This is a genomic window from Croceivirga lutea, from assembly GCF_014235875.1.
Lineage (GTDB): Bacteria > Bacteroidota > Bacteroidia > Flavobacteriales > Flavobacteriaceae > Croceivirga > Croceivirga lutea.
Genome location: NZ_JACJUK010000006.1, coordinates 164,442 through 189,008, shown reverse-complemented (window position 1 = coordinate 189,008; position 24,567 = coordinate 164,442). Strand labels below are relative to the sequence as shown.

Annotated in this window: 14 protein-coding genes, 1 tRNA gene and 1 rRNA gene; 11 read left to right on the top strand and 5 right to left on the bottom strand. The window is 35.6% G+C overall.

Features of this window, described 5'->3' with window-relative positions:
* Nucleotides 1–136: 136 nt before the first annotated feature.
* Nucleotides 137–248: ribosomal RNA gene (gene rrf / locus H5V42_RS12410) — 5S ribosomal RNA — on the top strand.
* Nucleotides 249–398: 150 nt separating this feature from the next.
* Here rrf and H5V42_RS12405 read toward each other — a convergent pair.
* The 3 genes from H5V42_RS12405 to H5V42_RS12395 all read right to left on the bottom strand — a co-directional run bounded on the left by H5V42_RS12405 (nt 399) and on the right by H5V42_RS12395 (nt 7,810).
* On the bottom strand, nt 399–1,865 hold the full coding sequence (locus tag H5V42_RS12405) for a glutamate synthase subunit beta (protein ID WP_185783491.1): 1,467 nt from the start codon (nt 1,863–1,865) through the stop codon (nt 399–401).
* An 8-nt stretch (nt 1,866–1,873) separates the two neighbouring features.
* Nucleotides 1,874–6,379: a glutamate synthase large subunit gene (gene gltB / locus H5V42_RS12400; protein ID WP_185783490.1), complete on the bottom strand. Its 4,506-nt coding sequence runs from the start codon at nt 6,377–6,379 to the stop codon at nt 1,874–1,876.
* Between the two features lie 288 nt (nt 6,380–6,667).
* Nucleotides 6,668–7,810 (bottom strand): acyl-CoA dehydrogenase, encoded by a 1,143-nt coding sequence (locus H5V42_RS12395; RefSeq protein ID WP_185783489.1) that lies wholly within the window; start codon nt 7,808–7,810, stop codon nt 6,668–6,670.
* A 206-nt stretch (nt 7,811–8,016) separates the two neighbouring features.
* Between H5V42_RS12395 and nhaD the strand changes: the two genes are divergently transcribed.
* The 6 genes from nhaD (at nt 8,017) to H5V42_RS12365 (ending at nt 12,747) form a co-directional block, all read left to right on the top strand.
* Nucleotides 8,017–9,342 (top strand): sodium:proton antiporter NhaD, encoded by a 1,326-nt coding sequence (nhaD, locus tag H5V42_RS12390; protein ID WP_185783488.1) that lies wholly within the window; start codon nt 8,017–8,019, stop codon nt 9,340–9,342.
* A gap of 54 nt (nt 9,343–9,396) precedes the next feature.
* A complete protein-coding gene (locus tag H5V42_RS12385) occupies nt 9,397–10,089 on the top strand; it encodes a MotA/TolQ/ExbB proton channel family protein (protein ID WP_185783487.1) in 693 nt (230 codons plus the stop codon).
* Between the two features lie 9 nt (nt 10,090–10,098).
* Nucleotides 10,099–10,485 (top strand): ExbD/TolR family protein, encoded by a 387-nt coding sequence (locus H5V42_RS12380; protein WP_185783486.1) that lies wholly within the window; start codon nt 10,099–10,101, stop codon nt 10,483–10,485.
* Nucleotides 10,485–11,399 carry an energy transducer TonB gene (locus H5V42_RS12375; RefSeq protein ID WP_185783485.1) on the top strand — a complete coding sequence of 305 codons (915 nt, stop codon included), beginning with the start codon at nt 10,485–10,487 and terminating at the stop codon, nt 11,397–11,399. The genes H5V42_RS12380 and H5V42_RS12375 overlap by 1 nt, the downstream gene beginning before the upstream one ends.
* Complete coding sequence (locus tag H5V42_RS12370; protein ID WP_185783484.1) at nt 11,399–12,610, top strand: bifunctional folylpolyglutamate synthase/dihydrofolate synthase; 1,212 nt, start codon at nt 11,399–11,401, stop codon at nt 12,608–12,610. Before H5V42_RS12375 ends, H5V42_RS12370 begins: the two co-directional genes overlap by 1 nt.
* Nucleotides 12,611–12,672: 62 nt before the next feature.
* A tRNA-Val gene (locus H5V42_RS12365) sits at nt 12,673–12,747 on the top strand.
* Between the two features lie 53 nt (nt 12,748–12,800).
* Here H5V42_RS12365 and H5V42_RS12360 read toward each other — a convergent pair.
* Entirely contained in the window at nt 12,801–13,517 is a 717-nt protein-coding gene (locus H5V42_RS12360; RefSeq protein WP_185783483.1) for an NUDIX hydrolase, read from the bottom strand.
* A 377-nt stretch (nt 13,518–13,894) separates the two neighbouring features.
* On the opposite strand from H5V42_RS12360, the gene H5V42_RS12355 reads away from it, so the two are divergent.
* The 4 genes from H5V42_RS12355 to H5V42_RS12340 all read left to right on the top strand — a co-directional run bounded on the left by H5V42_RS12355 (nt 13,895) and on the right by H5V42_RS12340 (nt 23,131).
* The gene (locus tag H5V42_RS12355) at nt 13,895–17,191 is read left to right on the top strand and encodes a SusC/RagA family TonB-linked outer membrane protein (protein WP_229665704.1); all 3,297 of its coding nucleotides are present in this window, start codon (nt 13,895–13,897) and stop codon (nt 17,189–17,191) included.
* Nucleotides 17,192–17,234: 43 nt separating this feature from the next.
* A complete protein-coding gene (locus H5V42_RS12350; RefSeq protein WP_185783482.1) occupies nt 17,235–18,980 on the top strand; it encodes a RagB/SusD family nutrient uptake outer membrane protein in 1,746 nt (581 codons plus the stop codon).
* Nucleotides 18,981–19,089: 109 nt separating this feature from the next.
* The gene (locus H5V42_RS12345) at nt 19,090–22,647 is read left to right on the top strand and encodes a VCBS repeat-containing protein (RefSeq protein WP_185783481.1); all 3,558 of its coding nucleotides are present in this window, start codon (nt 19,090–19,092) and stop codon (nt 22,645–22,647) included.
* A 73-nt stretch (nt 22,648–22,720) separates the two neighbouring features.
* Nucleotides 22,721–23,131, top strand: coding sequence for a 6-carboxytetrahydropterin synthase (locus H5V42_RS12340; RefSeq protein ID WP_185783480.1), 411 nt, complete (start codon nt 22,721–22,723; stop codon nt 23,129–23,131).
* 106 nt (nt 23,132–23,237) lie between these two features.
* Here the strand turns inward: H5V42_RS12340 and H5V42_RS12335 are convergent, their stop codons facing one another.
* Complete coding sequence (locus H5V42_RS12335) at nt 23,238–24,512, bottom strand: UDP-N-acetylmuramoyl-tripeptide--D-alanyl-D-alanine ligase (RefSeq protein WP_185783479.1); 1,275 nt, start codon at nt 24,510–24,512, stop codon at nt 23,238–23,240.
* Nucleotides 24,513–24,567 lie beyond the last annotated feature (55 nt).

The following is a 24,567-nucleotide window of genomic DNA, read 5'->3' as shown; positions in this document are numbered from 1 at the left end:
CCTCGCAAGCTCCTTACTTAATTTGTAAGACACTAAAAGTTCCTTCATTTATTTAGCGCAAAAAGCGCATCCCATATGTTAAGATATTGCTCGAGGTTTTATACCGAGAGATACCAAGACAAGCTTGGTACAAATTTTAGGTGGCCATGGCGATGAGGCCCACCCCTTCCCATACCGAACAGGGTAGTTAAGCTCATCAGCGCCGATGGTACTGCCACACAAGGTGGGAGAGTAGGTCGCCGCCTTCCTCAAAAGCCCCTTCATAGTTTATGAAGGGGCTTTTTTTATTAAAAATTAGCTAATCAACTTTAGATGAATTTGTATAAATCTACGTGTAAAAAAAATCAGTGAACTACATACATAATAGCCCACTGATGTAATAAAATTGATTTTATTAGTTAAACTCTGGGAAGATCACCTTCGCCTTTTAATGGTAATTCTGAAGACCCCATTAGAAAGGTATCTACATGATGGGCTGCTTGCCTACCTTCTGAGATAGCCCAAACAATTAAAGATTGTCCTCTGCGTTGATCTCCAGCTACAAAAACTCCAGGTATATTAGTCTTATAGTTGGCTTCGGAAGCTTTAATATTAGTTCTCATATCCATTTCTAGACCTAATTGTTCTGCTACGGTTGTTTCAGAGCCGGTAAAACCAAGTGCTAATAAGGCAAGTTGCGTTTTCCATTCTTTTTCAGTTCCGGGTACTTCTTTTAAAACTGGTCTTTGTCCTTGTTTAATTTCCCATTCTACTTCAACAGTTTTTAGAGCTTTAAGATTACCTTCTTCATCTCCTATAAATTCTTTCGTAGAAATACTAAAAAATCTTTCGGCACCCTCTTTATGGGAGGTACTTGTGCGTAGACGCATAGGCCAGAAAGGCCAAGGCTGATGCTCTGGTCTATCTTTGGTAGCCATAGGCATAATTTCGAAATTAGTTACTGATGTTGCACCGTGTCTAATTGATGTTCCGATACAATCTGAACCTGTATCACCACCACCGATTACAATAACATCTTTATTAGTGGCTAAGATTTCTTCTCCTAACTCTTTGATTCCATCAACTCTTCGATTATTTTGAGGTAAAAAGTCCATAGCTTGAACAACTCCCTTTAAGTCACTTCCAGGAATAGGTAGGTTTCTTTTTACTGTAGCACCCCCACAAAGCACAATGGCATCAAATTCCTCTTTTAATTTATCGGCGGTAATATCCACACCTATTTCGGTGTTGGTTTTAAATAGAATGCCTTCTTCTTCTAAAATATTAATTCTTCTGTCTATGATGTGCTTTTCCATTTTAAAATCTGGAATACCGTAACGTAACAAGCCACCAAGTTTTTCATCTCTTTCAAAAACGGTTACTTCATGACCAGCCCTATTTAGTTGTTGGGCTGCAGCTAAACCAGATGGACCTGAGCCTACAATAGCTACTTTTTTGCCTGTTGCATTTGTTGGAATTTTAGCAGAAATCCAGTTATTCTCAAACGCCTTTTCAACTATATTTTTTTCAATATTTTCTATGGACACAGGGTCTTCATTAATTCCGAGAACACATGCTTCTTCACAAGGTGCTGGACATAATCTACCCGTGAATTCAGGAAAATTGTTTGTTGAATGAAGAATTTCTGCAGCTTTCTGCCATTTACCTTGATAAACAGCATCATTAAAGTCAGGGATTAAATTACCCAACGGACATCCGCTATGACAAAATGGAATACCACAATCCATGCATCGAGCACCTTGATTTTGAATATCAGCTTCCTTTAAAGGTTGTGTGAATTCTTTGTAGTTTTTTACGCGTTCTTGAACGGGTGCATAGGTTTCATCCTTACGTTCAAATTCCATAAATCCTGTTGTCTTTCCCATGCTTACTATTATAAAATTTCTTGCTGTTCTTTTTCTAATCTGATTAAGGCTTGTCTATATTCCTCTGGGAACACCTTAACAAATTTAGGAAGGTAAGTTTCCCATTTCTCTAATATGCGTTGAGCCAGAGGACTCATAGTTGCGTTATAATGATTCTCAATAAGCTCTTTTAATTCAGCAATATCTTTGTCTTCATCTACTGCGAGTAGATTTAGAGCTTCATTTTTACACCTCTTTTTAAAATTGTCATTAAGGTCAAGTACATAAGCGATACCGCCACTCATACCAGCACCAAAATTTCTTCCAACTTCACCAAGTATTACGGCGGTTCCACCTGTCATATATTCACAACCGTGATCACCAATACCTTCAACAACTGCTTTAGCTCCTGAATTTCTTACGCAAAAACGTTCTCCACCTTTTCCATTAAAATAGGCTTCACCAGCTGTTGCTCCGTAAAGTGCAACATTTCCAATGATGATATTATCTTCAGGGACTATGGTAGATTTAAATGGAACCTTTACGATTAATTTTGCACCGCTCAGACCTTTGCCTATATAATCATTGGTGTTTCCATTTACAATCATAGTTAGACCTTTAGTGGCAAATGCTCCAAAACTTTGACCCGCTGAACCTGTAAAATTTAATTTTAGCGTATTGTCTGGTAATCCTTCTGCTCCGTATATTTTAGATATTTCGTTACTAATGATTGCCCCTACAGCTCTATCTGTATTTTTAATTGGAAAATCTAAAGTTGTTTTCTCTTTTCTAAATAATGCTGGATGTGCTTGAGCAATGATGTCGAACTCTATAGAATCTTCAATATTATGTTCTTGAGTTGTGGTGTTATAGAATTTTGTTCCTTCTGGTACATCTACTTGGTATAATATTGGTGATAAATCTATACCAGAAGCTTTGTAATGTTCAATGGCTTTCTTTCGGTCTAGTTTTTGAACTTGGCCTACCATTTCATTAACAGTTCTAAAACCTAGTTTGGCCATTATTTCTCTCAACTCTTGCGCAACAAAATACATGTAGTTTACTACATGCTCTGGTTTACCTTTGAACTTTTTGCGTAGTTCAGGATTTTGTGTAGCAATACCCACTGGACATGTATTTAAATGACATACTCTCATCATAATACAACCAGAAGCTACGAGAGGCGCAGTGGCAAAACCAAATTCTTCAGCTCCTAATAAACATGCTATAGCAACATCTCTACCGGTTTTAAGTTGACCATCACATTCTAAAACAATACGGTTTCTTAAATCGTTAAGAACTAGAGTTTGCTGTGCTTCGGCAATACCTAGTTCCCAAGGTAAACCAGCATGTTTTAAAGAGGTAAGCGGTGAGGCACCAGTACCACCGTCATGACCAGAAACTAAAACAACATCTGCTTTTGCTTTAGAAACACCAGCTGCAATGGTGCCGACACCTACCTCAGACACTAATTTAACATTAATTCTAGCTTCTCTATTGGCAGATTTTAGGTCATATATTAGTTGCGATAAATCTTCGATAGAGTAAATATCATGGTGTGGCGGAGGTGAAATCAGTCCTACGTAAGGAGTAGAATTACGGGTTTTTGCTATGGCCGGGTTTACTTTAGGTCCAGGTAATTGACCTCCTTCACCTGGTTTTGCACCTTGGGCCATTTTTATTTGAATCTCTTTAGCGTTAGTTAGGTAATTTGAAGAAACCCCAAATCTGCCCGAAGCAACTTGCTTAATTGCGCTATTTCGCCAGTCACCTGATTGGTTTTTATAAAAACGTTCTGGGTCTTCACCACCTTCACCAGAGTTGCTTTTTCCGCCTATACGGTTCATGGCAATAGCTAAGTTTTCATGAGCTTCTTTGCTAATACTACCATAAGACATGGCTCCGGTTTTAAATCTTTTGACGATTTCTGTCCATGGTTCCACCTCTTCTAATGGTATAGGGTCGTAGTTAGAGAATTCGAACAATCCTCTTATTGTCATTAAATGCTTAGACTGTTTGTTGATTAACTCTGAATACTCTTTGTAAGTTGTTGGCTCATTATTGCGAACCGCTTTTTGAAGTTTAGCAATACTGAGAGGGTTGAAAAGATGTTTTTCGCCATCTCTTCTCCAGCGATATTGACCTCCAATTTCTAAATCTAAGTTGGCATCCACTTTTGAATTGGTAAATGCCTTGTAGTGTCTTTTTTGAATTTCTTTTTCCAATTCATACAGGCCTACACCCTCTATTCTAGTTGGTGTGTTAGGAAAGTATTTATTAACCAACTTACTATTGATACCTATACATTCAAACAATTGAGAACCACGATAAGAATTTAAAGTTGAGATTCCTATCTTGTTCATTACCTTTAAAATACCTTTACCAACTGCCTTGTTGTAGTTATTTATGGCATCATTAAAAGAGATATCAGCTAAGTCTCCAATTTCAATTTGTTGACCAATAATTTCGTTTACCAAATATGGATTAATTGCGCTTGCCCCAAAACCGAATAACAATGCAAAGTGATGCACCTCTCTTGGTTCTGCAGATTCTACAATTATACTCAGTCTAGACCTTTTACCCATTTTTTGAAGACCACTATTTACATATGCAGTGGCTAAAAGAGCAGGAATGGCAGCCATCTCTGTACTAACCATACGGTCAGATAAAATTAAAATATTGGCACCCTCGTCAACGGCGTCTGAGGCTTGTTGTAAAATACTTTCTAAGGCATCTTCAAGACCGTTGGTGCCTTTGGCTATTTGATAAAGTATAGATATTGAAACCACTTTGTAGTCTGGACTGCGGTCATGGTTTTTAATTTTATCTAAATCTTCTTTAGAAATAACAGGATTTTGAATCTTCAACTTTCGACAGTGCAGTTCTGAAAAATCAAAAATATTATGGTCGCTACCAAGAGTAAGACTAATATCACATATCAATTCTTCTCTAATACCATCTAATGGTGGGTTGGTAACCTGAGCAAACAATTGTTTAAAGTAGTTATACACCAATTGAGGCTTATCTGATAATACAGCAATTGGAGTATCACTACCCATTGAACCAATAGGTTCTTTAGCATTATTTGCCATGGGTAAGATAATGGTGTTAATGTCTTCAGCAGTATATCCAAATGCTGAGCGTCTTGTTTCTAAAGGAAATTCACCAAGAAAAATTGGGCAATCGTTGTATGGAATATCTTTTAAATGTACCAAGTTTTTCTTGAGCCATTTTTCATAAGGATACTTGCTTGCTATTTCTTCTTTAATTTCTTCATCGTTAACAATACGTCCTTCTTCCATGTTGACTAAGAACATTTTACCAGGCTCCAGTCGACCATGAAATTCAATATTTTCAGGTTCTAAATCAACAACACCAGTCTCAGAAGACATAATTACATAACCATCTTTAGTTACCGAATATCTAGACGGTCTTAAACCATTTCTGTCTAATACGGCACCAATATAGTTTCCATCTGTGAAGGGTATAGAAGCTGGTCCATCCCAAGGTTCCATTAAACAAGAGTGGTACTCATAAAATGCTCTTTTAGTTGGAGACATTTCATCATTTTTCTCCCAAGCTTCTGGAACTAAAAGCATCATAACTTCAGGTAAAGAGCGCCCTGTCATTAACAGTAATTCAACAACCATATCCATAGATGCTGAATCTGATTTAGCTGGTAATACTACAGGTAAGATTTTTTTGATATCATCTCCGAATAAATCGCTTTGCATTATTTCCTCTCTAGAACGCATACGAGCAACGTTACCTCTAAGGGTGTTTATTTCTCCATTATGGCACATATATCTAAAAGGTTGTGCCAAATCCCACATTGGAAAAGTATTGGTAGAAAAACGTTGGTGAACTAGTGCTAGTCTGGTAACTACTCTAGGGTCTAACAAATCTTCATAATACCTACTAATATCATTTGGCATTAATAGCCCTTTGAATATTATAATTTTTGTTGATAGACTAGGTAAATAAAAGAATCCGCTTTGCGAAAGTTTTGATTCATTTATAGCATGTTCAGTAATTTTTCTTGCTACAAAAAGTTTTATATTGAATTCAAACGAAGATAGATTTTCTGGTTTTTCAATAAAAACCTGCATTACACTAGGTTCAGTTTCAGCAGCAATCTGACCAGGAACAGAACGATTAACGGGCACCTTTCTCCAACCAAGAAGTTTTAGATCTTGTTTTTGTAAATTTTCTTCAAGTAATTGAATACAGAAGTTTCGTTGGTTTTCTTTAGTTGGTAGAAAAACGTTTGCAACGGCGTAATCTCCTGCTTGTGGTAATTTAAATTCACAAACATCAGAAAAGAATTCATGCGGAATATCTATTAGAATACCTGCTCCATCTCCTGTTTTACCATCAGAACTTACAGCGCCTCTGTGTTCTAATTTATCAAGTATCTCTAAAGCTTTATGAATTATATCATTAGATTTCTTTCCTTTTAAGCTACAGATAAAACCAGCTCCACAATTATCATGTTCAAATTCGGGTAAGTATAACCCTTGCTTTTCTAACCTCATACCTAGTGCATTTCTTCAAATATAATAGTAGAAAAGAGTTATCTCAATCAATTTATAGCAAACGCAACAATTTATTTAAGGTTTGTAATTATATCTTAAATAAAACGCAATATCATAAAAATATGATTGTAAAAATTGCAACTATTAAAGCGAAATAGGTAGAAAACGTCACACCCCTTAGTTTAAAGGGGTGTGATTAAATTAAGGGCATATAATTTTAGTTTACGGTCAGAAATTATATAGCTAAAATCAAATAATGTATGTTTTAAGGGGTGTATGTGCCAAAAGCTAAGCCTTTATAACACTTCTAGAAATTACTATTTTTTGAATTTCAGAGGTTCCTTCATAAATCTGAGTAATTTTTGCGTCTCTCATCAAACGTTCAACATGATAATCTTTTACAAATCCATTACCACCATGAATTTGAACAGCTTCAATAGTGGTTTCCATTGCAACTTCTGAGGCATATAATTTTGCCATTGCACCAGATAAATCATAATTGTTCCCTTGGTCTTTGTCCCAAGCTGCTTTGTAAACTAAAAATCTGGCAGCCTCAATTTTGGTATGCATATCAGCCAGTTTGAATGCTATAGCTTGATGATTAGAAATCTCTGTTCCAAAAGCTTTTCTTTCTTTAGAGTATTTTAGAGCTAATTCATAAGCACCCGCTGCAATACCCAAGGCTTGTGCTGCAATTCCAATTCGGCCGCCTGCCAAGGTTTTCATGGCGAATTTGAATCCGAATCCGTCTTCTCCAATTCTATTTTCTTTAGGCACTTTAACATCATTAAATAACAATGAATGCGTATCACTACCCCTTATTCCTAGTTTATTTTCTTTTGGACCAATTTCAAATCCTTCCATGCCTTTTTCAACAATTAAGGCATTAATTCCTCGATGTGCTTTTTCGCGGTCAGTTTGCGCAATTACAAGATACACATCTGCTGAGCTGCCATTGGTAATCCAGTTTTTTGTGCCATTTAAAATATAATGGTCTCCTTTGTCTATTGCTGTGGTTTTTTGCGAAGTAGCATCACTACCAGCTTCAGGTTCTGATAAACAGAAAGCTCCAATGATTTCTCCTGTAGCTAATTTGGTAAGGTATTTTTGCTTTTGTTCTTCGTTTCCATAAGTTTCTAATCCCCAGCACACTAGAGAATTGTTAACTGATACAATTACGGATGAAGAAGCATCTATTTTAGAAAGTTCTTCCATGACAAGAGCGTAAGAAACGGTGTCGAGTCCACTGCCTCCATATTTAGAATCTACCATCATACCCATAAAGCCAAGTTCACCCATTTGCTCGACTTGTTTCGTTGGAAATTCTTGCGCATCGTCTCGTTCAATAACACCAGGTAATAATTCATTTTGAGCAAAATCTCTTGCCGCTTGTTGAATCATTAATTGTTCTTCTGAAAGTGAGAAATTCATAGTTTTATTCGTTGAATCTTAGTTCTAACAAAGATACAACTAAGATGGCATTTGTTATGCATGCATAATAAGTAAATCAGTTTTCTTAAAAAAAGTATAATTCACGTAAATCAAATAATAACCTTTCTTGAATAATGGTATTTTCCATATCTTGTTCGGCTCAAAACGCATAGTTAAAAACCAACTTTCATAAATAAATTATCTCGATGGAAACCTTAATAATTGTTATTTTCCTTTTAGGATACCTTCAAATTACATTAGAACATAACCTTAAAATAGATAAGCTTATACCGGCATTAGGTATGATGGCAATTTTATGGGCAATCTTGGCTTATTTTCATTTAGACGTCTTCGAGGTTAATGCAGAACTTAAAGAATTAGAGCCTGTTGAATTAGAAGAAATCTTATTGCATCATTTAGGTAAGACAGCTGAAATTTTATTCTTTCTATTAGGAGCGATGACAATTGTTGAAATTATTGATTATTTCGATGGTTTTGCTGCTATTAAAGGATACATAAAAACAAGGAGTAAACGAAAGCTACTCTGGATATTTTCAATCTTGGCTTTTATACTTTCGGCAATTATTGATAATCTAACAGCCACAATTGTATTAATTACTATTCTCCAAAAGGTTATAAAAGATAGAGAAACGCGTTTGTGGTTTGCCGGTTTAATTATAATCAATGCAAATGCTGGTGGTGCCTGGTCACCAATTGGCGATGTAACTACTACTATGTTGTGGATTGCAGGTAAGGTAGAAGCAGGTACTTTGGTGTTAAGAGTTCTAATACCATCTATTATTTGTATGATAGTACCAACGATAATTGCTAGCAGATTTAAGGTGTTTAGCGGAGAAGTTGACGTTGAAGAAAAACCAACAGAGGGGGGTTCTAAATATGGTCCTCGCATGCTTTATTTAGGGTTAGGAGCAATAGTTTTTGTACCATTTTTTAAGACAATTACTCATTTGCCACCCTATGTAGGTATGATGTTGTCTTTAGCTATTGTAGCCACTTTTGCTGAAATCTACAGTAACAAGAAAATTAGTATTACTTCTGTTAATGAAGAAAGTGTAGAGGGTGCTCACCATAGCCCTGTACATGCTGCGCTTACGCATATAGAAATGCCTAGTATTTTATTCTTTTTTGGAATTTTAATGGCGGTTGCGGCACTAGAGTCATTAGGTATTTTATTTACTTACGCAGAACAATTGAATCATGCTATACCCTCAAGAGATATTGTAGTCATGCTTTTGGGTGCAGGTTCAGCTGTTATAGACAATGTTCCTTTAGTTGCTGCCAGTATGGGAATGTTTTCTGAGCCTAAAGATGATTTCTTATGGCATTTTATTGCATATGCCGCCGGTACTGGAGGTAGTATGTTGATTATAGGTTCCGCAGCAGGTGTGGTAGCAATGGGTATGGAAAAAATTGACTTTTTCTGGTACTTAAAGAAAATAGCGTGGTTAGCCTTAGTAGGTTTTGTTGCTGGCTCTCTGTGCTTTATTGCCATGCGCGATTTTATGTTTTAATATAATTTTTTAGACAATTCTTCGTTATAGAACCAATTAAATTGGGGATCACTTATGAACATACTTCAAGACGCTGTGGCTTCAGAAGGGGCAGAGACTGTTATTTCTGAAGAAAAAACACTTTCAGTAGTTGACTTAATTTTGAATGGGGGTGCGGCAAGTACTATAATAGTAGTAATACTTTTTGTATTGCTGTTTGTTGCCTTGTACATTTATTTTGAGCGAACATTTGCTATCAACGCTGCTTCAAAAATTGATAAGAATTTTATGAATCAAATTCGTGATCACGTCATGAATGGTAAAATTGAAGCTGCAAAAATGTTATGTGCTCAAACAGATTCTCCCGTTGCAAGATTAACAGAAAAAGGGGTGATGCGTATTGGTAAACCTTTAGATGACATTAATACTGCCATTGAAAACGCGGGAACGCTAGAAGTTTATAAGCTAGAAAAAAACGTAAACATTTTAGCTACCGTTGCTGGCGCTGCTCCTATGATAGGTTTTTTAGGTACAGTAATTGGTATGATTTTAGCTTTTCATGAAATGGCAAGTAGTGGAGGTCAGGCAGAAATGGGTTCATTAGCCTCGGGTATTTATACAGCAATGACAACTACAGTTGCTGGTTTAATTGTTGGTATCATAGCTTATATAGGTTACAATCACTTAGTAGTTAGAACAGACAAGGTGGTACATAAAATGGAAGCTAATGCTGTAGATTTCCTAGACTTATTAAACGAACCAATTTAAGGTAGCGTTATGAAATTAAAAGGAAGAAATAAAGTAAGTCCTGAATTTAGTATGTCATCAATGACAGACATTGTATTCTTGTTATTGGTCTTTTTTCTTTTAACCTCAAACGCTCCAAATGCACTAGATTTATTATTACCAAAAGCAAAGGGTAAGTCTACGAACACACAGAATGTATCTGTTACTATTGACAAGAACTTAAATTATTTTGTCAATAATGAACAGATAAATAGCGAGTACATAGAAATTGAATTGAAAAAAGCACTGGAAGGTCAAGAAAAGCCAACCATTATTTTACGGGCAGAGGAGAACGTGGCAATTAAAGAAGCAGTCAACGTTATGGATATTGCCAATAGAAATAGTTACAAGGTAATCTTGGCTGTGCGGCCAAAATAATGCCATTCTTAGATACGAGACACAAGAAAAAATCTTTTACACTAACAACAGTATTGTTGAGTGCACTTCTGTTATTGCTATTTTATATTGGCTTAACCTATATGGACCCACCAATAGAGAATGGTATAGCTGTTAATTTTGGAACTATGGATTTTGGTAGCGGTAATCGTCAACCTTTAGAGCCCATAAAATCAACACCACAAAATATTCCTGAGCCACCTAACGAACCTACGCTTCAACCTGAAGAGGAGGAGAAAGAAGAAGTTGTTCAAGAAACCACTCCAGAAGAAGTAGTAGAACAAGAACAACCCACTGAGAAGGTTCTAACACAAGAGAGTGAAGAATCAATCCGAATAAAACAACAGCAAGAGGCTAAACGAAAAGCTGAGGAAGCTGCGGAAAAAGCTAGAGTTGAAGCTGCCAGAAAAGAACAACAGCGAAAAGAGGCAGAAGAACTAAAAAGACAAGAAGAAGCGGCGAAGAAAAGAAAGCTCGATGATTTAATAGGTGGTATTGGAAAATCAGACGGTAACGCATCTGGTAGTGAAGGTAATGATAATACTCCTGGAGACAAAGGGCAGCCAGATGGTGACCCTTACGCCAGCACCTATTATGGAGCTCCAGGTTCAGGTAGTGGAGGTAGTGGTTATGGCTTAAATGGTCGGTCACTTGCAGGACGAAATGTAATCAGACCGGATTGTAATGAAGAAGGCCGTGTTGTTGTAAGAATTAAGGTAGACAGAAATGGGCGTGTTGTTGAAGCAACACCAGGAGTTAAAGGAACAACGAATACCGCAACATGTTTAATGGAGCCTGCCAGAAAAACAGCAATGTCGCATCGTTGGAATGCCGATTCAAAAGCTCCTTCCCAGCAGACAGGCTTTGTAGTGGTCAACTTTAAACTTGGCCAATAGTGACTTACCAAAAAACGCTTGATTGGATGTTTGCGCAACTTCCAATGTATCAACAAAAGGGAAAAACGGCATTAAATAATAAGTTAGATAAAAGTATTTTGTTTGACCAACTTTTAGGTCAACCACATAAGAAATACAAAACTATTCACGTTGGAGGAACAAACGGTAAAGGTTCTTCTAGTCATATGATAGCTTCAATGCTCCAAGAAGCCGGGTTTAAAGTAGGCCTATATACTTCACCCCATCTAAAAGATTTTAAAGAGCGTATAAAAATAAATGGCGAGCCAGTTTCAGAAGAATTTGTAATTGATTTTATACAACATCATCGACGTTTTTTAGAAGACAATGAACTCTCTTTTTTTGAAATGACTGTTGGCATGGCCTTTCAGTATTTTTTAGAACAAGATGTAGATTTTGCAGTAATTGAAGTCGGTTTAGGTGGCCGATTAGATTCTACAAATATTATTACACCAGTTATATCTTTAATCACAAATATTGGACTAGATCATACTCATATTTTAGGTGATACTCTTGAAAAAATTGCATTAGAAAAAGCAGGTATTATTAAAAAAGGGGTACCAGTTATAATTGGCGAGCGTCAAAGAGAAACCAACGCATTATTTAAAATTATAGCATCGCAAAAGCGAGCTCCCATTTTTTTTGCTGAGGATTTGATTGTAGATGAATTTGAGACCGATTTAAAAGGCTCCTATCAGCAAAGAAATGTAATTAGTGCGGTAGCAACCCTAAGGCATATTCCAAGTTTGGAATTGAAAAACGAAGCCATAAGAAAGGGCTTGCTCAATGTTGTTGGTAATACTGGTTTGTTAGGTAGGTGGCAAATACTTCAGCAAAAACCTAAGGTAATTTGTGATACCGCACACAATGTAGAGGGTCTAGAGTTAGTAATGTCGCAATTACGGAGTGAATCATATGCTAGACTGCATTTGGTGTTGGGTTTTGTATCTGATAAGGAAATAGAAAGTATACTAAAGTTGTTTCCAAAAGAAGGTCAATATTATTTTTCCTCACCAAAAATAGCTAGAGGGTTAGATGGTGAAATTTTAATACAAAAGGCAAGAAATTTAGGCTTAAAAGGAGAGTTATTTACATCAGTTGTAGAAGCGTATGATAAAGCATTAGAAAATGCTACACCTAAAGATGTGGTTTACGTTGGGGGAAGTACTTTTGTGGTAGCAGAAATAATCTAAATATTTTTAAAAATAATTTTAGGTAAAGTAAAAATTCGTGTTATATTTGCACTCCAATTTTGGGGCGCGTAGCTCAGTTGGTTCAGAGCACCTGGTTTACACCCAGGGGGTCAGGGGTTCGAATCCCTTCGCGCCCACATTTTAAAACCGTTCATTCGTTGAACGGTTTTTTTATTGCGCAATACTTAGGTTAGTTTGATTGAACAAGATTCTTATCAAAACTATATAAATAAGGTGCCTTGTTCGCAGCTCCTGTAAATAATTTTTCGTGCCTTTTTAATATTCCAAGACCTAACATTTTTCTCTGAAAGGTTGTTCTTCTAAGTTCTTTGTCTAAAATAACTTCATAAACGGTTTGCAGCTCTTTCATGGTAAACTTTTCTGGTAGAAGATTCATGCTGCTAAGTTTACGCTCTAAGTTTGCTCGTAACGCTTCTAAGGCTTTATCAACAATTTGTTTGTGGTCCATCATTAATTTTGGTAATTCATCTATTGCATACCAATTAATTGAATCACAAAACTGGTCTGGTGTCAATTTTACTTTATTGTAGTCCAATAGGGCATAATATCCTACGGAGATAAATCTATCAAGGAGCCAATGATCTTTATTTATTTTTTCACCTAGACCTCGAGCAATATTATAAACCGGTTCTGTGTCTATTCTATCTGGGGCGCCAAAAGTGTAAAATTGTTCTAAATGTATTTTATCTAATCCAGTACGTTCTCTAACTCCTCTTTTAGCAGCATCGTCAACACTTTCTTTCTTTTTTACAAAACCTCCAGGCAAGGCAAACATTCCCGTATTATGGTATTCTAAAACTAGAATTTTTAACTGTTTACCATTAAAACCAAAAATCACAGAGTCATAAGATATGTTAGTAATATGTTCTTCTTCTTTGGCTAGCATTGTCTGTATTTAATTGTGTAAATCTAATTATTCTTAAAAAAATCAAAAAAGTTTTGATTTGTTATAGTTCTAAGTAATCTCAAAAATGCATGTTATAAAACCTATGCGTAAATCATACACAAATTTTTTAATTCTTGTTTATGCCTTTGTTTATTCAGTTTAAAGTTAAGCAAGCTTACTTTACTTAATGCAAATTCGCCTTGACAAAAAAAGTGCCAAAAATTTTATATACTAATTTTTATAGCTAAAAAAAATTATGAATATTTAAGAAAACCTGTTAATAATATGCAAATATTAAAAATTTGCATTATTATTGTCTCTTAAAGCGACAATAACTAAGTCGAAATCTAACTGAATTAATAACTAAACTAAATTCTATGATTCTAAACAAAGCCCTCCTAATGGCTTATTGGGCTCAATCGAGAAAAACGTTTCAAGCATTCTTTTTATCCTTGATGTTGTTATTTGTAGGTCAAACTACATTTGCCAATACGATGGATGCTGATTCGGAAAATCCATTTCAAACTACAATTACAGGTACTGTGCTAGACTCTTCGGGTATTCCCCTTGGTGGAGCAAACGTAATTGTAAAAGGAACCACTAATGGTACACAAACAGATTTTGATGGTAATTATACAATCACTGCACCATCTGATGCTACATTAGTATTTTCGTACATTGGATTTGAAGCTTTAGAAGTGCCAGTAAATGGGCGCTCTACTGTTGATGCAACCTTGGCAGAAAGTGCGTCAGCATTAGACGAGGTGGTTGTAACAGGATACCAAACATTTAATAGACGTGAGGTTGCTGCTGCAATTTCTTCAGTAAAACCTGAAGAGTTAGCTGCCATTCCATCTGGTAATATTGAACAACAGTTACAAGGTCGTATTCCGGGTGTTGTTGTACTTTCAAATGGTCAACCAGGTACTACCAGTCAAATACGTGTACGTGGTTTTAATGCATTTGGGGGTAATGCGCCGTTATATATAGTAGATGGGGTGCCAACTACCAATATCGACTTTATAAATCCAGATGATGTACATTCTACTGATGTTTTAAAAGATGCTGCGGCAGCTTCTATCTATGGAGCTCGTGCGGCTAACGGTGTAATTGTATTAACTACAAAACAAGGTTCTAAAAACAAACGCAAGGCAACAATTTCTGTCAATATTCAAAGTGGTGTAACTGACCCTAACGTTGCAGGTTCAATTCAAATGTTGAATCCTCAACAAATGGCAGAATATACACATATAGGGTATCGTAATAATGCGGCTGCTAATGGTACTGAAGTTCAGTATACCCACCCACAATACGGTAGTAATGCTACACCAACCTTTCCTGATTATTTGCATGCAGATGGTCAAAATGGTGTAAGTGCTAGTGATATTGACTTAGCTCAAATTAGAGCTAATTATGAGGCTGATCCAGAAAACGTTTTCTTAATAAGACCAAACTTGGCAGGTACTAACTGGTATAAAGAAATTACCCGCACGGCTCCTGTTACCAGAGTTTCTGTTGGTTTTGATGGTGGTACAGAAAACGGTCGTTATTACCTAGGTTTATCTGGCCAAGAGCAAGACGGTATTGTATTGGAGCAAAAATTTAGAAGATATACACTTAGATTAAATTCTGAGTGGGATGTAGCTCCATGGTTAAGTATTGGAGAGAACTTCCAACAAACTTACCGTTCTGCTGTAGGTATTTTTGGTGGCGCTGGTGGTGTAGAAGTTGCGGATGATGAATCAGAAGTGCTTTCAGCATATCGTATGCCAACTATTATCCCGGTATTTGATGAATTTGGTAGCTACGCAAGTACAAGAGCTGCTGGTTTTAATAACCCAAGAAATCCAGTTAGAAGATTGGTAAGAAATAATGGTGAAGATCAAAACTTTAACTTCGGTGGTTTTGGTAATCTTTACATGTTAATTAAACCTATAGAAGGTCTTACTTTACGCTCAAGCATAGGTGGTTTTTATAACAATTCACACTTTGTTAATTACAACTTCAGATATCTTGGTGATTCTGAGCCAGAAGCAAGTAATTTCTTCCAAGAAGGAAGTAATTATAACTTCGGATGGACTTTTACAAACACTTTTGAATACGAAAGAGAATTTAACAAACACAAAGTTAAGTTGTTTGGTGGTGTAGAAGCACTAAATACAGGTAGAGGTCGATTTGTAAACGGTAGTGGTATAAACCCATTTTCAACCGATTTAGATTTTCAAAATTTAAATGTTGTTCAAAGTCCTGTTGTTAATAGTGGACAATTTAAAGGGGTTAACTTCTACTCTTTATTTGGTAAGCTTGATTATGTTTTTGATGGTAAATATATTTTAGGAGGTGTAATTCGTAGAGATGGTTCATCACGTTTTGGTGCCAATAATAGATATGGTGTATTTCCTGCATTTTCAGGGGCCTGGAGAATCGGAGACGAAGATTTCATGCAAAATCAAGACATAATTACTGACTTTGTAGTAAGAGGTGGTTGGGGTGAAATGGGTAACTCTGAAAATGTTGATCCAAATAACCAATATTCTTTATTTGCTTCTGATAGAGGTAACACTTTCTATCCTATAGATGGTCAAAATAGTGGTGCCGCAGAAGGTTTTGCTCAAAGTAGAATTGGTAACCCAAATGCACAATGGGAAACATCAACTTCAACCAACATCGGTTTTGATATGACCCTTTGGGACGGTAAGTTGGGTATTATTTTAGATTGGTGGGATAAAACCACAGATGGGTTATTGTATCAAGTACCACTTGCCGGTACCACAGGTAATTATGCGTCAGCCCCAGCAGTAAATGTGGGTAGTATGGCTAATACTGGTTTAGATTTAACATTGACAAGTAGAGGAAATATAACTGAAGACATTACCTACAATGTTCAAATGAATCATAGCTTCTTAAATAATGAAATTACGGCATTAGCGCCAGGAATCGATTTCTTTGATGTAGGTAATTATCGTGGTATTACCCCTGTTCGTAATGCAGTTGGTCAATCTATTTCTTCATTCTTCGGTTATCAAGTAGAAGGTTATTTTAATAGCCAAGCAGAAGTTGACAGTGCACCAACGCAAGCAGGTGCAGGTGTAGGTCGATTTAGATATGCAGACATCAATGGTGATGGTGCTATTACACCAGATGATAGAACATTTATAGGTAGTCCTGTTCCAGATTATTCAGGTGGTATGGTATTCGATTTAGGATATAAAAACATAGACTTTACAATGCTTTGGGCTTGGCAGACTGGTAATGACATCTTTAACATGAGAAAGTGGTTTACTGATTTCTTCGGAACCTTTGAAGGTTCAGCAAAAGGAGCAGCTGCGTTAAATTCTTGGACTCCTGAATTAGGTAATAGTGCGGCAGCGCCAATATGGGAAAGTGCTTCTAATTTAAGTACAAGTGGTGCTTCTAACAGCTGGTATGTAGAAGATGGTTCTTTTGCGAGACTACAGCAACTTGCTGTTGCATATAACTTTGATAGCGATTTATTAGATAAATATGGTTTAACAAAGTTAAGAGTTGGATTCTCTGCAAATAATATTTGGACAATTACAGGTTATGAAGGTCTTGATCCTGTTGTTGCAGGTCCAGATACAAACTTTGGTATTGACACAGGTAATTTCCCTGTAACTCCCTCATATTTAATTAATATCGAGCTAGGATTGTAAAAAATTGTGAAATAATTTATATTTTTAAAAGAAAAACTAAACTATGAAACTATTTAAGTACGTAAAAAAGCATACTGCAGTTGCTATGACCATTGTAATGGTTGGAGCAGTGTCTTGTAGTGATGACTTTTTAGAAGTGTTGCCCACAGGTTCATTAGCGGATGCTCAAGTGCAAACGTTAGATGGTATTGAGGGGCTTTTGATTGGAACATATGCTGCTGTTAATGGTGTATTTGGTAACCGCTTTGAAGGTCCAAATCATTGGGTAACAGGTTCTGTAGTTGGTGGGGAAGCTAACAAAGGTACAGATGCGGGTGATTATTCTGCAATTAATCCTGTTCAGCGTTTTGAGGTTGACCCTACAAGTGGAGATTTGAATAATCTCTGGAGAGGACGTTACGAAGGTGTTAGTAGAGCCAACGCTGTGCTTGCTGCCTTGGCTAATGCTACTGATGTAAGTGCTGCTGATGCTGCTAGAATTGGCGGTGAAGCAAGAATGTTAAGAGGTCATTTCTATTTTGATTTACAAAAACACTTTAATAACATTCCAGTTTTTGATGAGACTGTGGCGGCAGCCGATATTTCTTCAATAGGCAATACGGGTACTGCTTGGGCTCAGATTGAAGCTGATTTACAATTTGCTTTTGATAATTTACCTGCCGTTAATGGGGCTGGTAGAGTTAATAAATGGGCAGCTGGAGCTTTGTTAGGTAAAGCGTATTTGTATCAAGGCAAATTTGCGCAAGCATTAACTATTTTTACCGATGTTATTAATAATGGTGTTACTTCTAATGGTTTACCTTATCAATTACTAGATGATTACGCTGAAATTTTTAATGCGGAGAACGATCAACATGCGGAAGCAGTTTTTGATGTAGAATCAGCTAATAATACAGGTAGTACAAATAATGCAAATTATTTTGATGATTTAAATTATCCATACAATACAGGTCCTGATGGTCCTGGTAACTGTTGTGGATTCTTTCAGCCAAGTTTTGAAATGGCAAATTCATTTAGAACTTCAGGAGGTTTACCTTTATTAGATAAATCTTATAATAATCCAGCTAATGAGGTTGCAAACGATTATGGAATTGAATCGGATGCCCCATTTACTGAGGATGCAGGTCCTTTAGACCCAAGAATTGATTGGTCAATTGGTCGTAGAGGTATTCCTTATTTAGATTGGATTGAGCATCCAGGTAAAGCATGGATTCGTTCTCAACCATATGCAGGCCCATATTCTCCTAAGAAGTTTATTTATAGAAGAAGTCAAGAAGGATCTTTTACAGATGCAAGTTCTTGGACACGTGGTTATGCTTTAATGAACTACAATATCATTCGTTTTGCAGATGTTTTATTAATGGCAGCTGAAGCAGAGATTGAAGCTGGTAGTTTAGAGCAGGCTCGTACATACACCAATTTGGTTAGAGCTAGAGCTGCAAATCCAACATATTGGGTTCAAGAGTATGATGCTAGTGGACCAGCGGCTAATTATGAAATTGCTGAGTATCCAGCTTCTCAATTTGCTGATCAGGCTTCCGCTAGAGAAGCAGTTCGTTTTGAACGTAAATTGGAGTTGTCTGGTGAAGGTCACCGTTTCTTCGACTTAGTTCGTTGGGGTGTAGCTGCAGAGGAGTTAAATGACTATCTGTCTTATGAGTCTCAATATTTAGTAACAAAATTCGGAGGTGCTAGCTTTAGCGCAGGAACTCACGAATTTTACCCTATACCACAAACACAAATAGATATTCAAGGATCAGATGTGTTAACACAAAACCCAGGATATTAATCTGAGTTAGTTATATTTAAATTAGCAAAACTGCCCAGTAAAATGGGCAGTTTTTTTTTGTAGATTGTTAGCTATATACGTTTAAAATTGATCTAATCTGAAAATGAAAATGAGAAAATATTTTTTTCAAATTTCACTAGTAATTCTAACCATTATTTCATGTGAAGAAAAAACCAATAACAAAACACTTTTTACTGTGGTAAATAGTAAATCTTCTGGTTTAGATTTTAAAAACCAGCTTTATGAGGATGATAGTATTAATATTATTGATAATGAATTTGTTTACAACGGCGCAGGTGTTGCCCTAGGTGATTTAAATGGGGATGATTTGCCAGATATTTTTGTAGCAGGTAATCAGGTTCAAAATCAACTTTACTTAAATCAGGGCAGCTTAAAGTTTAAAAATATTACCCATCAGGCAAAGGTTAAAAAACCAGATTCTTTAATGTGGTCATCTGGAGTAAATATTATTGATATAAATAATGATGGATTAAATGATATTTACGTGTGTAATGCGTTTAGAAAAAATGCAAAACTTAGAAAGAATCTATTGTATATAAACCAGGGAAACGCTACTGATGGCCTTCCTATATTTAAAGAAATGGCAACGGCATATGGTATTGCTGATACAACGTATTCTTCCCATGCACAATTCTTTGATTTTGATAATGATGGTGATTTAGATTTGTTTATTGGAGTTAATCAAATAGATGGTATTAATCCAAGCCAGTTTAGACCAAAAGATGATGATGGTGAAAGCCCAACAAGAGATAGATTATTTGAAAATATTTCAACAGATACCACAAATGCTTTTGTAGATGTTTCTAAAAAAGCAGGAATTCGTTTTCATGGGTATAGTCATAGCACAATAATTAATGATTTCAATATGGATGGCTACCAAGACATCTTTGTTTCTAATGATTTTTTGAGCAACGATTTACTTTATGTTAATAATCAAGATGGAACTTTTACGAACAGTATAGGCGAAGCATTTAAGCATTTAAGTCTTTCTTCTATGGGTAGTGATATAGCTGACGTAAATAATGACGGTAGAATGGATTTGTACGTTACCGAAATGCAACCCTACTACAATAAAAGGAAAAAACTATTTCAAGGTCCTAGTAATTACCAAAAAGAAATTTTCACTAAAAAGTACAACTATGAACAGCAATACGCTCGCAATGTTTTGCATTTGAATCAAGGAGCAATAGGAGATAAGAATATTCCAAAATTTAATGATGTAGGCATTTTGTCAGGCTTGCAAGAAACTGACTGGAGCTGGGCGCCACTATTTGCTGATATTGATAATGATGGTTATAAAGATTTATTAATTACTAATGGTTTTCCTAAAGACGTAACAGACCGTGATTTTGGTGATTTTAGAATGACTGCTAGTAGATTAGTAAGCAAACAAAAACTAATAGATGAAATTCCTGTAATTAAAATTCCAAATTTTGTTTTTAAAAATAAGGGAGGATTAGATTTTGAAGATGTAACTAATTCTTGGGGCTTAAACTTTGGAACGTTTTCTAACGGTGCAGCATATGCTGACTTGGATAATGATGGTGATTTGGATTTTGTTATTAATAATATCAATGATACCATGACTTTGTTGGAAAACAATTCCAACACTCAGAACCCCGAAAATAATTGGCTAAAAATAAAACTCAACGGTCCGGCAAAAAATAAAGCTGCTTTTGGTGCAAAAGTTTCTATTTACACCCAAGGTCAAGTACAGCAGCAAACCATTATGTCTAATAGAGGATATCTTTCGCAGTCCGAAAATACGGTGCATTTTGGTTTAGGCAATGTGCAACAAATAGATAGTATCTTAATTCTTTGGCCTGGTAATAAGATGCAAAAGGTAGAAGAAATTTCAATTGATACCCTACTACAGGTATCTTATGCCAATATTTCTGAGTTTAATACCAATAAAGAAGACAACTTGTTTTCAGAAGTAACAGAAAAGCTGAATTTAAATCATCTAGTAAGAGATATAGATTTTATCGATTTTAACTTTCAAAGTACTATTCCACATAAATTTTCACAATATGGCCCCTCTATAGCAGTTGGTGATGTTAATGCAGATGGATTAGATGATATGTTTGTAGCAGCAAGTAGAGGCTTTAAACAAAAATGGTTTGTTCAGCAACAAGACGGTGGTTTTGTACATAATGAAGTAAGTTATAAAACTAACCCAGATTTAGAAGAAGAAGATTCAGCAAGCTTGTTGTTTGATGCGGATGCCGATGGTGATTTAGATTTGTATATAGCGCGTGGTTGTGCCCAATATCCAGAAGGTCATAAATATTACCAAGACCAGTTGTTATTGAATGATGGTAAAGGAAACTTTGAGATGTCTTCTTCAATCTTACCAGAACTTAAATTAAATACCTCTGTTGTTAAAGCGGCAGATTATGATAAAGATGGTGATTTAGACCTCTTTTTAGCTAGCAGAGTATTACCTTTTTCTTATCCATATGGCGAACCTTCAATAATTTTAGAAAACCGATTTGCTCAAGGAGAGCTTGCATTTGTTGAAGCAACAGCAACAATTGCTAAGGATTTGATGGAGCCAAATTTGGTAAGTGATGCAACCTGGACCGATTTTAATAATGATAATTGGCCAGATTTGGTAGTTGCATCAGAGTGGTCTCCTCTCCGCTTTTTTGAAAATAAAAAAGGAAATTTGGTTGAAATTCCACAAACTGGTATAGAAGAAAATAAAGGCTGGTGGAATAGTGTAACTGCCGCAGATTTAGATAACGATGGTGATGTTGACTACATTGTAGGTAATTCTGGTTCAAATATTTATACAAAAGGTAGTAAAGAGGAGCCAGTAAAATTATATGCAAAAGACCTTGATAATAATGGAGCTGTAGACCCATTAATTTCTTACTATCTAAGAGATAGTCTTGGTGTTAAAAGAGAATATTTATATCACCCCTGGCAAGATGTAGTAAAACAATTTACGGGTATTAGAAAAAAGTTCAATTCCTTTGGAGAATTTGGAGAACAAACTGTAGCTGAAATGTTTTCTGACGGATTGTTAGATGATGCCAAGGTTTACGAATTAAATTATATGCAAACCTCTTGGGTAGAAAACTTGGGTAATAACAAATTTGAACTACACCAACTGCCCATAGAATCACAATTAGCGCCCGTTTTTAGTTCACTAACTGTAGATGTCAACAAAGATGGTTATTTAGATATACTTTTAGTGGGAAATGATTTTGGAATGGAGGTACAGCAAGGTCCTGCTGACGCTCTAAATGGTCTTGTTTTGATAAATGATAAAAATGGAGGCTTTACTACTTTGAATATTGAAGAAAGCAATTTTTATGTTCCGGGTAATGCTAAAGCATTGGTAAAAATTAAAGCAAGCGACAACAGTAATCTAATTGTAGCATCTCAAAACAACGACACTTTAAAGGCTTTTAAAGAAGTTGAAGATTACAACAATACACTAAGCTTAGAATCAGATGAAATAAAAGCTTTAGTCTATTTAAAAAATGGCGATAAGCGTATTCAAGAATTTTATTGGGGCTCAAGTTTTATGTCGCAATCTAGTAGAATGTTAGAGTTTACACCGGCAATTGAAAAAGTGATTTTTTTAAATTCTACAGGGGAACAAGAGAGAGAAGTACAAAATAACCTATCTAATTAGCTTTTTTGACTGGAGTAAATTTTTTGAAGCCAGATTTTAGGGTAATTTTGCAATTCATTTAAAAGTAGAAGAGGTGATTGCCACAATTTGTAGAAAAGCCCATTTTAATGCAGCTCATAGATTGCACAATCCGAATTGGAGTGATGAAAAAAATGTAGCCGTATTTGGTAAATGCAACAGTCCGTTCTATCATGGTCATAATTTTGATTTAGAAGTTAGAATAAGAGGAGAGGTAGACCAAAGTACTGGTTTTGTAATGGATTTAGCGGTGTTGGGTAAGTTAATTAAAGATGAGATAGAGGAGCGCTTTGACCACAAGAACTTAAATGAAGATTGCCCAGAATTTAAAAATCTATTGCCTTCAACAGAAAATTTTGTAAAAATCATTTATGATATTTTAAAACCAAGTTTAGAAGAAGGTCAATTATTACATATTGTTTTACACGAAACCAGCAAGAATTCTGCGGAATACGGAGACTGGTAAGTAAAACAAACTTTTTTGCCATGGTGATGTTGCAACAATCAGAACCTACAAATCATCTTTTAGGGCTCTTAGAAGAATATTTTTAAGACTTACGGTTTTAGATAGCTCATAAAAGTTCCAAAATTCGCTCCATAGCCATACCTCTTGAGCCTTTTATTAGTATTGAACTTTTAGGAAGATTTGATAATTCAACAGATTTTTTAAATTCATCAAAACTTGAAAACGTTTTAAAATTAGTTGTGGTGTTGGCAAAATTCTCGCCAACCAAATACACCTTGTCTAGTGCTAAACTTAAAAGTGTATCTGCGATATGCTGATGTTCTAGTTCAGCATCATTACCTAACTCAAACATGTCACCAAGAAAAGCAATTTTAGAATCCGCTTCTATGGCATTAAAATTATCTAATGCTGCTTTCATGCTAGTTGGGTTAGCATTATAGGCATCCAATATTATTTGATGTTCTTTAACCGTTATTAGTTGAGAACGATTGTTATTTGGATAATAATTTTCTAAAGCGTGTTTTATTTCTTCGGCAGGTACATTAAAATATTTTCCAATTAGAATTGCTGATGCACAATTTGGAAAATTGTATGTGCCAATTAAATTGGTATTAACGGTAAGTCCTTCAAAGGATAGAGTTACAAAAGGGTTAGCATTAATAAACTTTATTGGATAATACTCATGATTGTTTTGACTGTATCCATATTTTTTAATGTATGTTGCTAATTTCTGTAATTGTATGGGGTCATCTGCATTGAAGAAAATCTGTTTTTTATTTTCAATTAAATAGTTGTACAACTCACTTTTGCCCTTAATTACTCCTTCAACTCCACCAAAACCTTCTAAATGAGCTTTGCCAAAATTAGTTATATATCCAAAATCAGGTTGTGCTAATCCGCTTAAAAAAGCAATTTCTCCTTGATGATTTGCACCCATTTCTACAATTGCGATTTCAGTTTCTTCAGTTATTGATAGTAAGGTTAAAGGAACACCAATATGATTATTAAGATTGCCTTTGGTGGCAATCGTAGTATAAGATTTTTTCAGAACCGTGTTAGTGAGTTCTTTTGTTGTAGTTTTTCCATTACTTCCCGTTAACGATAATACTTTGGTTTTATAAAAGTTTCGGTGGTAAATGGCTAGTTTCTGTAAGGTCTCTAATACGTTATCAACTAAAATAGTTTTATCAGCTAAGGCATAAGCTTTTTCATCTATTATAGCGTATGCAGCGCCTTTTTCTATGGCTTCTTTTGCAAACGCATTACCATTAAAGTTTGGTCCTTTTAATGCAAAAAAAATGCATCCGTAAGTAACTTTTCTTGTGTCTGTAGAAACACTAGTATGCTTTAAAAAAATGCTATGTAGCTCTGATAAATTCATGGCTGGAAGATAAAAAAAAGCCCCAAACTAATGTTTGAGGCTTTGAATATTTTTA